Annotated in this window: 1 pseudogene; it reads left to right on the top strand. The window is 55.8% G+C overall.

Annotated features, from left to right (window positions below):
* A pseudogene (locus HMPREF3277_RS12320) lies at positions 1-731 on the top strand (hypothetical protein); the annotation flags it as partial.

The raw sequence follows: 731 nt of genomic DNA, 5'->3' as shown, positions 1-731 counted from the left end.
CTTTAAAGAAGGCAAAAACGTCAAAGTCAGCCGCAACGGTAAACACATCACCGTCGCGACTTCAGACGACGTCTCCTTCGACAAAGTAACTGTTGGCGGCAGCGTCCTGACCGACAACGGACTGACTGTGGGCAACGGCAAAGCAGGCAAACCTGTCAGCCTGACCAAAGACGGTCTGAACAACGGAGGCAATAAAATTGCCAACGTAGCCAAAGGTACGGACGACACCGACGCAGTGAACGTTGCACAGCTCAAAGCAGCCGCAGCGAAAGCCACGTCCAAAGTGGATAGCGGCAACGACAACATCGTCGTCACACCAGAGCAAAATGCCGACGGCAGCACCACTTACAAAGTGGCGACCGCACCCAACCTCAAAGCCGACAGCTTCACCGCAGGCGATACCGTTGTGAACAACGACGGCGTCAAAGTCGGCAACAAAGTGGCTCTGGGTAAAGACGGTCTGAAAGCAGGCGATGTCAACATCACCGCTGACGGCATCAACGCAGGCAACAAAGCCATCAGTAATGTTGCCGCCGGTGTGAAAGACACCGATGCCGCCAACGTCGGACAGCTGAACCGTCTGACTGCCGCCGCCAAGACCGAAGTCGAAGCCGGTACCAACATTGCAAGCGTTACCGGCAAACAAGGTGCGAACGGTCAAACCGTTTACACCGTCAACGCAGACGGCGCGAGCGTTTCCGCAGGTTCCGACAACATCGTCGTGACCAAAG

This window comes from Neisseria sp. HMSC70E02 (genome assembly GCF_001838645.1).
GTDB classification, from domain to species: Bacteria; Pseudomonadota; Gammaproteobacteria; order Burkholderiales; family Neisseriaceae; genus Neisseria; species Neisseria macacae.
Note: the sequence above shows the minus strand (reverse complement) of the source record. Positions and strands in the feature narration are given on the sequence as shown.